8 protein-coding genes and 1 riboswitch are annotated in these 10,840 nt (G+C 70.7%); of the genes, 1 reads left to right on the forward strand and 7 read right to left on the reverse strand.

Annotated elements, in window-relative coordinates; genetic code table 11:
* Window positions 1-40 precede the first annotated feature (40 nt).
* Window positions 41-1,153, reverse strand: coding sequence for a C40 family peptidase (locus tag ACPA54_RS17110; RefSeq protein WP_423530579.1), 1,113 nt, complete (start codon window positions 1,151-1,153; stop codon window positions 41-43).
* Window positions 1,154-1,163: 10 nt separating this feature from the next.
* A riboswitch (cyclic di-AMP (ydaO/yuaA leader) is annotated at window positions 1,164-1,320 on the reverse strand.
* A 515-nt stretch (window positions 1,321-1,835) separates the two neighbouring features.
* On the opposite strand from ACPA54_RS17110, the gene ACPA54_RS17115 reads away from it, so the two are divergent.
* Window positions 1,836-2,729, forward strand: a complete 894-nt coding sequence (locus ACPA54_RS17115) for a TauD/TfdA dioxygenase family protein (RefSeq protein ID WP_423530581.1) — start codon at window positions 1,836-1,838, stop codon at window positions 2,727-2,729.
* Between the two features lie 123 nt (window positions 2,730-2,852).
* Here ACPA54_RS17115 and ACPA54_RS17120 read toward each other — a convergent pair whose 3' ends face one another.
* The 6 genes from ACPA54_RS17120 to ACPA54_RS17145 form a co-directional block, all read right to left on the reverse strand.
* A complete protein-coding gene (locus tag ACPA54_RS17120) occupies window positions 2,853-5,186 on the reverse strand; it encodes an arylsulfatase (RefSeq protein WP_423530583.1) in 2,334 nt (777 codons plus the stop codon).
* An 8-nt stretch (window positions 5,187-5,194) separates the two neighbouring features.
* The gene (locus tag ACPA54_RS17125; RefSeq protein ID WP_423530585.1) at window positions 5,195-7,075 is read right to left on the reverse strand and encodes a dipeptide ABC transporter ATP-binding protein; all 1,881 of its coding nucleotides are present in this window, start codon (window positions 7,073-7,075) and stop codon (window positions 5,195-5,197) included.
* Complete coding sequence (locus tag ACPA54_RS17130) at window positions 7,072-7,950, reverse strand: ABC transporter permease (protein WP_423530586.1); 879 nt, start codon at window positions 7,948-7,950, stop codon at window positions 7,072-7,074. Before ACPA54_RS17130 ends, ACPA54_RS17125 begins: the two co-directional genes overlap by 4 nt.
* A gap of 4 nt (window positions 7,951-7,954) precedes the next feature.
* Complete coding sequence (locus ACPA54_RS17135) at window positions 7,955-8,899, reverse strand: ABC transporter permease (RefSeq protein WP_423530587.1); 945 nt, start codon at window positions 8,897-8,899, stop codon at window positions 7,955-7,957.
* Between the two features lie 7 nt (window positions 8,900-8,906).
* Entirely contained in the window at window positions 8,907-10,484 is a 1,578-nt protein-coding gene (locus ACPA54_RS17140) for an ABC transporter substrate-binding protein (protein ID WP_423530589.1), read from the reverse strand.
* Window positions 10,485-10,666: 182 nt separating this feature from the next.
* Entirely contained in the window at window positions 10,667-10,747 is an 81-nt protein-coding gene (locus ACPA54_RS17145) for a putative leader peptide (RefSeq protein ID WP_423530623.1), read from the reverse strand.
* Between the last annotated feature and the right edge of the window lie 93 nt (window positions 10,748-10,840).

Below are 10,840 nucleotides of genomic sequence, written 5' to 3' on the forward strand. Positions count from 1 at the left end.
GACCGGGACAGTGCCGTCCCGGTCGGCCACGGCGTCGCCGTCAGGACGGGCGGACGATCTTGGTGATCGGCATCGAGTCCCACGGCGCGGTGCGCACGTTGGTGCCCGGCTTCGGCGCGTGGATGATCTGCCCGTCGCCGATGTAGATCGCGACGTGCGAGTAACCCTCGTAGTAGATGATCAGGTCGCCCGGCTGCACCTGGCTCTTCGGGATGTTCGGGCCGATGCCTGCCTGGGCCTGCGACGTGCGCGGCAGCGAGACGCCGGCCTGGCGCCAGACGAAGCCCGTCAGGCCCGAGCAGTCGAAGGAGTCCGGGCCGGTGGCGCCGCGCACATACGGCTTGCCGAGCTTCGCCTTGGCCGCGGCGATCGCCGCGGCGGCACGGCCGCTCGCCGGGACGTTCGCGGGCGGGGCTTCCTTCTCCCCCTTGTCTGTCTTATCTGTCTTGTTCGTCTTGTCGCCTGCGGTCGAGCCCGGCGTGTTCGGGGTGCGGGTGTCGTCGCGCGACGCGCGGGCGTCCTCGCCGTGGCCTTCCTGGGCGAGGAGCGCGGCGCGCTCGGCCGCGCTCAGCGTGTTGAGGAGCTGCTGCGCCTTCTGGAGCTTCGCGTCGACCTCGGTCTTCTTCGACTCGAGGTTCTTGCGGGTGTCCTCCAGTCGGCCGAGCTTCCGGGACGCTTCGCCGCGCTCCTGGTCGAGCGAGCGCTTCTTGGCCTGGATCTGCCGGATCACGTCCGCCTGGTGCGCGGTGATCTGGTCGAGCTGCGACGCCTTGCGCAGGTAGTCGTCCGGGTTCTCGGAGAGCAGCAGCGCGAGCGTCGGGTCGATGCCCGCGTTCTTGTACTGCGCGCTCACCAGGGCGCCCATGCCGTCCTGCAACGCGATGAGGTCGGATTGCTCCTGGGCGATGCGGTCCTGGATCTCGCCGACCTGGCTCTGCAGTTGCTCGGCCTTCTCCTGGAAGCCGTTCAGCTCCTCGGTGGCGATCTCCGCCTCGTGCTGGAGGTCGTTGATCTGCGCCTTGACCTGGTCCTTGGAAGGAGCCGGGTCGGCGTGGCTCACGCCGGAGGACAGGGCGACCGCGGTTGCGGCCGCGGCGGTGACAACACCTATTCGTGCTTTGCTCGGTTTTTTGAGCCGTCGGTGGGACGCCACTCGGGCGGTCTCCTTCTTCCTCGGCCGCCTACCGGGTGAGCTGACGGGTTCGGGCCGGAAGGAGGCCCTACAGCGCGGCGGGCCGCGCCGATTCACCCCGAGGAACGGTGGTTCCCCGGCTCCGGCTCGGCCCGGGGAGACCTCGCCGGATTCGGCGGAGGCGTCCGCTGTCCGCCCCGGTCAAGGCGGACGACTCGACGGCCGCCCGAGACCAAACCTTAATGATCACGATCAGGTACAACCAAATGGTCTGCCCGGCTTGCGCACGTGCGCGCTCCGTCGCGGCCGTTCACCCTGACGCGGCCGCTCACCCCACTTGTGACGCTCACGTTTCGCGTTTCCATCGGCATTGCCCGATTCTCTGGCAAATGCTGTCGTTTGCCCTGCTGTTCACAATTGACGCCCGCATCCGGCGCCGCACAGAATCGACAGGTGATCAGTCGCCACCGCATTTCCCACATGCCGGTGCCCCCCGGCGCGCACTGTCGCTGAACGACGCGCGCCGCCATGTGCGGGCCGGTTCTTCGCCGTTGCCCGCTCGTCCCGTTCGGTTGTCACCGCGCCCGTGGCGCGGCGGTCGCGCGTGCCGCTATCCCCTGCCGGGCCCTTGCGGGCTGGGGATTCCGCCATCCGTGTCTTCGTCGGGTTTCCCGATTTCCGCCTGTGAAAGGGCCGATCAGTCATGACCGCATCCACGCTCGACCAGATCACCGTCACCAAGGTCGCCGGGCGCATCGGCGCCGTCGTCGAGGGCGTACGCCTGTCCGGGGACCTCGATCCCTCGGCCGTCCAGGCCGTGCGCGACGCTCTGCACGCCCACAAGGTCGTCTTCTTCCGCGGCCAGGACCACCTGACCGACGAGATCCAGCTCGCCTTCACGCGCCTGCTCGGGACGCCGATCGGCCACCCGACCGTCAACACCGAGGGGCAGTACGTCCTTCCCATCACCAGCGAGTACGGCGGCGCCGCCGACCAGTGGCACACGGACGTCACCTTCGTGCCCGCCTACCCGCTGGCGTCGATCCTGCGCGCCATCGACATCCCGGCGCACGGCGGCGACACCGTCTGGGCCAACACCGCCGCGGCCTATGACGAACTCAGCCCGGCACTTCAGGAGTTGGCGAACGGACTCCGGGCGATCCACACCAACGCCTACGACTACGCCGGCCTTTCGCCGGAGAAGGACCCGGAGGCGTTCAAGCGCTACCTGGAGGTCTTCGCCTCCACCGTGTACGAGACCGAGCACCCGGTGGTGCGCGTGCACCCGGTCACCGGCGAACGCACGCTGCTGCTGGGCGGGTTCGTCCAGCGACTGGTCGGCTACTCGCGCGAGGACTCGCGGCTGCTCGTGGACCTGCTGCAGGGCCACGTGACCCGGTTGGAGAACACGGTGCGCTGGTCGTGGCGCGAGGGCGACGTGGCCATCTGGGACAACCGGGCGACGCAGCACCGTGCCGTGTCCGACTTCGGCGGGGCGCGCCGCGTGCTGCACCGCACGACCGTGGACGGCGACGTTCCGGTGGGTGTCGACGGGCGGGCAAGTGTGGCGGTCAAGCCGCAGCCTGCCGACAACTGAGCCGAGCAACGAGTTGGGTAAACGAGCGGGGCGCCGGGACGAAATCCCGGCGCCCCGCTCGGGCTTTGCGGTGAAAAAGGTCGATCCGCGGCAGCCCGTGGGCACCGCGGATCGATCCAGGTCCTACTCGTACGTCGCGGCCGCCTCGCGCAGCGTGCGGATCACCGTCTCGGGGTCGTAGGCCGCACTCGGGCCGGGCGTGTAGGTGACCGCCCGCAGCGTGCCCGTGTACCGGAACGAGCCGTGCCGCTCGTACACCGGCCACGACACGGGCGACTTGCGGTCCACGCCGACGCTGATGCCCTGCAGCGGTGCCATGCCGATCAGCAAGTGGACGCCCTCCAGCCAGGCCACGTCCGTGCCGTCGACGGCCACCGTGAAGTCCCAGCGGAACCTGGGGCGGGTGTGGGCGCGCAACGTGACCACGTGCGGTCCCGCGGAGAGGGGTCCCGCGTCGATCTCGTGGAGGACGCCGTACTCGTTGTACGCGAACCACAGGCGCCCGTCCTCGACGTACACGCTGTAGCCGCCGCCCTGGTCGCCGTGCGACAGCAGCACGCCGGCATCGTCCGCACCGTGCCGGTCGATCGCGATCGCCGCCTCGAAGTCGCGGAAGGAGACGAGCTTCGCGGAGCGGTACCGCTCCACTTCGGGAGTACCCGCGAGGATGCGCACCGGGCGGCGCAGCAGCTCTTCGTCCGGGTGCCGGAGCACCAGGGCCCCGCTCGCGTCGGCGAGCGGGAACACGCCGTTGCGCCAGGCGGCGGCCTCCCAGGCCTCCGACAGCTCCTTGACCACGTCGGGAAGGTCCGCGGCGAGGTCGTCGATCTCGGTGGGGTCGCGGACGATGTCGTACAGCGCCCATTCGCCGTCGTCGTAGTCCGCGCCGAACTGGTGCTGGGTGACCAGCTTGTAGGGGTGCCGGTAGTAACTGCGGTTGCCGGTCATCTCGCTGTACTGCTCAAGGTGCGTCGACGCCGCGGAGGGGTCGGCGAGCACGGACGTGAACGGCACTCCGTCGGGTTCCTGGGTCGGTACGCCGCGCCGCTCTGCCGGGTGTTCCAGGCCGGCCAGGCCGAGAAGTGTAGGCAAGACGTCGGTGACGTACTGGTACTGCGGGCGGATCCCGTCGTCGGCGGCGTCGCGCGGCAGGCCGGCGGGCCAGGAGACGACGAACGGCACGCGCACGCCGCCCGCATACGTCTGCCCCTTGTAGAGGCGGAACGGGGTGTTGGAGGCCATGCCCCAGCCGCGCGGGTAGTGGACGAGGCTGCGGGGGCCGCCGACGAGGTCGAGTTCGCGGTCGACGTCGCCGTTCCATTCCTCGGGCAGTCCGGGGTGGTGGACGAAGCGTTTGAAGTAGGCGCGGGTGCCTTCCGCGCCGCCTTCGCCGGTCCCGCCGTTGTCCGACGTGAACACGATGATGGTGTTGTCGAGTTCGCCGAGTTCTTCGAGGGTGGCGGTGAGGCGGCCGAGGTTCTGGTCGATGTTGTCGACCATGGCCGCATAGACCTCCATGTAGCGGGCGTACAGCTCGCGGGTGTCGGCGGGGACGTCGTCCCAGGCGCCGACTTCGTGGCCGCGTTCGAAGTTGCGCCGCGGCAGGCGGGTGTCGTCCGGGAAGAGGCCGTCGGCGATCTGCTTGGCGAAGCGGGTGTCGCGGAGCCGGTCCCAGCCTTCGTCGTAGCGGCCCCGGTGCCGGGCGATGTCGTCGGCCTTCGCCTGGAGCGGCCCGTGCACGGCGTTGTGCGCGACGTACAGGAAGAACGGCTTGTCGGCGTCGTGGGCGCGCAGCGACGTGATCATGCCGATGGCTTCGTCGGTGATGTCGTCGGTGTAGTAGTAGTCGTCGGGGAGTTCGTCGATGTCGAGCGGGCTGTTGTCGCGGACGAGCTGGTGCGGGTGGAAGAGGCTGGTGAGCCCCTCGAGGACGCCGTAGTACCGGTCGAAGCCCTTCTGCAGCGGCCAGTTCGCCCGGTCGTCGGCGGCGTTGGACGCGGAGTCGCGGACCAGGTGCCACTTGCCGACGGCGAAGGTGGCGTAGCCCTCGTCGTGGAGGAGCTGCGGGAGGGTGGGGATGTCCTCGGCGATCTCCATGGCGTAGCCGGGGAAGCCGGGGTCGGCGTTGGCGACGAAGGAGTAGCCGACGCGGTGCGGGTTGAGGCCGGTGAGCAGCGCGGCACGGGCCGGTGAGCACAGCGGCATGGTGTGGTAGTTGGTCAGCCGGAGGCCGTTTTCGGCGAGGCGGTCGAGCGTGGGCGTGGGTATCTCGGAGCCGAAGGGGCCGATGTCGCTGTAGCCCATGTCGTCGATGAGGACGACCACGATGTTGGGGGCGCCGGGCCGCGCGGCGCGGTGCGGCGGCCAGGCGGCTTCGGATTCGGCGAAGGTGCGTCCGGCGCGGCCGGGGAATTCGGCGTACGGGTCGCGGCGGCGGGGGTCGGGGTTCGTGGTCACGGGGCTCCTCAGGCGGCGGCCGCGGCGGCGGGGACGGGGCTGGGCACGGCGGCCAGCAGGTCACGGGTGTACGGGTGGCGCGGGTGGGCGCACAGGTCTTCGGCGGGTCCGGTTTCGACGACGCGTCCGGCGCGCATGACGGCGATGCGGTGCGAGATCTGCCGGACGACGGCGAGGTCGTGGGCGATGAAGATCATCGACAGGCCGAGTTCGGCCTGCAGGTCGGCAAGCAGGTTGACGACCTGGGCCTGCACCGAGACGTCGAGTGCGGACACCGGTTCGTCGCAGATGAGGACCGACGGTTCCGGGGCCAGGGCCCGGGCGATGCCGATGCGCTGGCGTTGGCCGCCGGAGAAGTCGCGCGGGTGCCGGTCGGCGGCGGCCGCGTCCAAGCCGACGCGTTCCAGGAGTTCGGCGACCCGGCGGCGCTGGTCCGCGGCGGTCCCGATGCCTTGGGACACCAGCGGGTCGGCGATGATCGCGCCGACGGTCATGCGGGGGTTGAGCGACGCGTACGGGTCCTGGAACACCATCTGTACGTGGCGGCGCAGGTTGCGCAGCTCGGCGCGGCCCGGCTTGGTGAGGTCGCGGCCCTCGAACAGGATGCGGCCGGACGTCGGCGCGTGGATGCCGACGAGAGTGCGGACGAGCGTCGACTTGCCGGAGCCGGACTCCCCGACCACGCCCAGGGTCTCGCCGCGCCGGAGTTCCAGGGACACGTCGTCCAGCGCGACCACGCGGTTCCGGCGCGAGTGGAACACCTTGCCGAGTCCGGCGACGGCGAGGACGGGCTGTGCTTCGGCCTTCCCGTCGGCCGCGGCCGTCCGCGGAACGTCGGCAACCGCCTTCGATGCCGCCGCGGTGAGCCGCAGCGCCGCGTCGTCGACCCAGCAGGCCACCGTGCGGCCCGCGGTGTCGCGGGCGGGCGGCTGTTCGTCATGGCACCGGTCGGTGGCGAGGGTGCAGCGGTCGGCGAAGGCGCAGCCGACGGGCGGGGCGGACAGGTCGGGAGGTGTCCCCGGGATTCCTTCGAGGCGGGTGCCGTAGGGCGCGTCGAGCCGCGGGACGGCTCGCAGGAGTCCGATGCTGTAGGGATGGCGTGGTGCGGTCAGCACGTCGGCGGTGCGGCCGTGTTCGACGACGCGTCCGCCGTACAGCACCATCACGCGCGCCGACGAGCGGGCGACGACGCCCATGTTGTGGGTGATGAGCACGGTCGCGGTGCCCGTCTCGCGGCCCAGGTCCTCGATCAGGGTGAGGATCTGGTCCTGCACGGTGGGGTCGAGCGCGGTGGTCGGCTCGTCGGCGAGCAGGACGTCCGGTTCGTTGGCGAGGGCCAGCGCGATCATGACGCGTTGGCGCATGCCGCCGGAGAACTGGTGGGGGTGGTCGCGCATACGTTTGGCGGGCTCGGGGATGCCGACCAGGTCGAGGAGTTCGGCGGCCCGGGCGGTCCGGCGGCGGCGGTCGACGCCGTGGGCGCGCATCGCTTCGTCGAGGTGCCGCCCGACGGTGAGCAGCGGGTTGAGCGAGGTCATCGGGTCCTGGAAGACCATGCCGATGCGGGCGCCGCGGATGTCGCGCAGCTCGGCTTCGGTGGCGGCGGCCAGGTCGAGGGTGCCGTCGAGGACGACGGATCCGCCGGTGATACGGCCCGCGGCGGGCAGCATGCGGTTCAGGGCGAGTGCGGTGGTCGACTTGCCGGAGCCGGACTCGCCGACGATGGCGAGGGTTTCGCCGCGGGCGAGGTCGAAGTCGACGCCGCGTACCGCCTGCACGGGCCCGCGCTCCGTGTCGAACGAGACGTGCAGGTCGCGTACGCGCAGCAGGGGTGCGGCGGCGGGTGCTTCGGGGACGGCCGGGAGCGGCTTGTCCACGGATATGGTCATCGTCGGGCTCCTCGGTTCAGTGCCTCCGCGATCAGGTTGAGGCCCACCACGAGCGCCGTGATGACGACGAGCGGGCCCAGCGCATAGGCGGGGTGGTCCTCCAGGTAGGGCCGGGACGCGGCGAGCGTGGCGCCGAGGGCGGCTTCGGGCGGGCGGATGCCGATACCGATGAAGCTCATGGCGCCTTCGAGGATCACCGCGACCGACATGGCCAGCGCGAAGTGGACGACGACCGGGTCGGCGGCGTTCGGCAGCACGTGCCGGGTGAGCAGCCGCAGCGGACCCGCTCCCCCGACGCGGGCGGCCACCGCGTACTCGCGGTCGCGGTGCACGAGGATCGCGCCGCGCAGCAGCCGTCCGAACCCGGGTGTCTCGCTCAGCGCGATGACCACGATCACGGTGCCGCGGCCGACGCCCATGACCGCGGTGACCGTGAGGCCGAGGATCAGGCCGGGGAAGGACAGGATGAGGTCGAACAGCCGCTGCACGGCGACGTCGGCGGCGCGGTGCGCGGTGGCCAGGAGCGCGAGCGAGCACCCGGCGAGTGCCGCGATCGGCACGCCGGCGAGTACCACGAGGAGGTCGGCGCGGATGCCGTACAGGAGCCTGCTCAGCAAGTCGCGGCCGACTTCGTCGGTCCCCCACGGGTGGCCGCCGGAGCCCGGGGACAGCAGCGCGTCCGCGGTCTGGAAGTTCGGGTCGTAGGAGGTCAGCAGCGGCGCGGCCAGGCCCGCCGCCAGCACGAGGCCGACCAGGGCGAGGCCGATGATGCCGCGCGGTGTGGCCAGGCCGCGCAGATAGCGGTTGCGGACGCGGCTCTTGCGGGCGACCGCGGCCGGGACGGGGCCGGGGAGGAGGGTTGCAGGTGCGGTCATGGCGTCACCCCAGGCGCACGCGCGGGTCGAGCAGCGCGTACGCGATGTCGGTCAGCAGTTGGACGGCCACGAACACCGCGACGAAGAACAGCAGCAGCGCCTGGACGACGGGATAGTCGCGCCGGGTCATCGCCTGTTCGGCGAGCGTGCCGAGGCCGGGCCACGCGAACACCGCTTCGACGGCCACCGCGCTGCCGAGCAGCACGCCGACCTGCATGCCGAGTGCGGTCAGCACCGGCGGCAGCGCGTTGGGCAGCGCGTGCCGCCACAGCAGGCGCCGCCGCGGGATGCCCAGCGATGTGGCGGTCCGGGAGTAGTCCTCGCCGAGCGCCTGTTCGAGGCCGTCCTTGACGTAGCGCGCGAGGACGGCCGCGGTCGGCAGCGCGAGGGCCAGCGCGGGCATCAGCAGGTATTGGAAGCCGATCTGCGGGTCAGCGAGGATCGACTCGTGTCCGCCGGGCGGCAGCACCGGCCAGGTCACCGCGAACGCGAACACCAGCAGGAAGCCGGTGACGTAGCCCGGGACCACCAGGGACAAGGAGTTGAACGCGGACAGCAGGGTCTGGCCGATCCGGTTCTTCACGGTCACCCCGAGCACTCCGCACACCAGCCCGAGGGTGATGGCGAACAACAGTGCGCCGAGCGTGAGTTCCACGGTGTTGCCGATGCGCTGCCCGAGCAGGTCGGACACCGAGCCGCCGATCAGGTAGGAGCGGCCGAAGTCGCCGCGCACCGCGTCCGCCAGCCACGTGCCGTATTGGGCGAGCAGCGGGCGGTCGAGGCCGAGGTCGTGCCGGATCGCCGCCACGGCGTCCGGCGACGAGTCGGACCCGGCCAATGTCGCGGCCGGATCGCCCGGCACCGCGCGTAGCACAAGGAAGATCACGAAGGAGGCGAGCAGCAGGACCCCGAGTGCCGAGGGCAGCCGCCGCAGCAGGTAGCCGGTCATCGCGGCATCACGCCAGATACGCGTCGTCGAGGACGGTGGACGTGAACAGGTTCTGCGTCACGCCGTGCAGGTTGCTCGTGGTGGCGTACAGCTGGTCCAGCACCACCAGGTCGATGACGAACTGCTGGTCCAGCAGCACCTCGGTCAGGTCCTGGTACGCCGCACGAGCCGCCGGGCTGTCCGCGTCCACCTGCTGCCAGGCGCGCTGGACGATCTCGGTGTAGCGCGGGTCGGAGAACTTCGAGGTGTTCTTCGCCTCGTTGAACGGATAGGCGCTGACCGCGAGCGTCGAGGGGTGCACCTGCGCGAATCCGTGCGCGCCGGCCCACAGTCCGGGCATCGTCTGGCCGATGAGCTGCGTCTGGAACTTGGCCGGGTCCAAGGGCTCCAGCGTCGTCTTGATGCCGACCTGCTGAAGGTCGAACTGCACCATCTGGGCGATCTGCGGCGCCGACGACAGGTAGGCCAGCGGCAGTTCCAGGTCGGCGGCGCCTGCCTCGGCGAGCAGCGCTTTCGCCTTTGCCGGGTCGTAGGTGTAGCGCTTGGCTGTCGCGTCCGAGTACGCCGGCGACGACTTGGGCCACGGCGCGGAGGACGCCAGGCCGTAGCCGTTCAGGGCCTGCTGGAGGATGCGGTCGCGGTTGATCGCGTACGAGACGGCCTGCCGCACGCGCTTGTCGTCCAACGGCTTGACCGACACGTTCGCGCCGACGTACCAGGCGCCGTTTCCGGTGTCGAAGTGGGTCAGGGCGAACTGCTTGTCGTCCTTGACCGGCTGGAGGTCCCGGCCGGTCAGGCCGAGCGCAAGCTGCACCTGCTTGCTGCGCAAAGCGGCGACCAGGGCGTCGCTCTGGCCGATGATGCGTACCTCGACCCCGTCGAAGTAGGGCCGCTCGGGCACGAAGTAGTCGGGGTTGCGGGCGAAGGACAGGGAGGCGCCGGGCGTCCAGTTCTTGAAGACGAACGGGCCCGTGCCGATCAGCCTCTTCCCGGCGAGCGCGTCGTCGATCGTCTCCTTGTCGGGGACGATCATGAATTCGAACAGGTCGAAGAGGTTGCTGACCGGGTGGGCGAGCCGCAGGGTCAGCTCGGTCGGGCTCTTCACCTCGAAGTCGGTGACCACCGCGGCGGTGGCCCGCAACTGCGCGCTGCGCTTGGGCTCTTTGAGGTTGTTGATCGCGAAGACGACGTCGTCGGCGGTGAACGGGCGTCCGGTGTGGAACTTCACGCCCTCTCTCAGCTGCAGGGCAACGCTCTTGCCGTCCGGCGCCACCTGCCAGGATTTGGCCAGCTGCGGCTGCGGCACGAGGGTCTTCGGGTCGTACGCGGTCAGCGTGTTGAACACCAGCCGCGGCAGGAAGAACGACGAGTTCGTGGTGAAGAGCAGCGACGGGGTGAAGTCGGTCGGCGCGCCTATCTGCAGTGTCCCGCCCCGCTTCGGCGCTCCGCTCGCGCCGGCCCCGGCGGACTGGCTCTTCTGGTCGTCCACCGCCGACTTGCACGCCGTCAGACCGAGCGCGACGGCGCCCGCTCCGGCGGCGCGCAGCACCGTGCGACGGCTGGTGGCGAATGCGGGAACAGACATGAGGGTGCTCCTCCGGGTGGTTCGAGGCGGTGAATCGGCGCACGGGAAAGCCCGCACGCGGCAGCGCTCGGAAGAGCCGCGGTCAGCCGCGGTTTCCGAGGCGGCGCAGGCGCGCGCTCACGACAGGGGGATTCGATCGGGATCAGCAGCAGGCCCGCGGAGCGACGCGGGCTCGGCGAGCGTCAGCAGGCGGCACAGAGCGCACCCGCGACACGACAGAAGTCGATGTGGGGGCGCGAAACGAGGGCCAGGTGCGAACTCACGGCACGACTGTCTCAGAGAGTTGTGAACACCCCGTTGCCGGAATCGCGGACGGCGAAAAGCCGCGGAGCCGCGGCGTGTGTGTGCGCACACGC

The organism is Uniformispora flossi (genome assembly GCF_049534875.1).
In the GTDB taxonomy this organism is placed as follows: Bacteria; Actinomycetota; Actinomycetes; order Streptomycetales; family Streptomycetaceae; genus Yinghuangia; species Yinghuangia aomiensis.

Coding starts and splice junctions, on each gene's coding strand:
- ACPA54_RS17125 (WP_423530585.1), bottom strand. CDS start 7,075: ATGACCATATCCGTGGACAAGCCGCTCCCGGCCGTCCCCGAAGCACCC.
- ACPA54_RS17135 (WP_423530587.1), bottom strand. CDS start 8,899: ATGACCGGCTACCTGCTGCGGCGGCTGCCCTCGGCACTCGGGGTCCTG.
- ACPA54_RS17130 (WP_423530586.1), bottom strand. CDS start 7,950: ATGACCGCACCTGCAACCCTCCTCCCCGGCCCCGTCCCGGCCGCGGTC.
- ACPA54_RS17140 (WP_423530589.1), bottom strand. CDS start 10,484: ATGTCTGTTCCCGCATTCGCCACCAGCCGTCGCACGGTGCTGCGCGCC.
- ACPA54_RS17115 (WP_423530581.1), top strand. CDS start 1,836: ATGACCGCATCCACGCTCGACCAGATCACCGTCACCAAGGTCGCCGGG.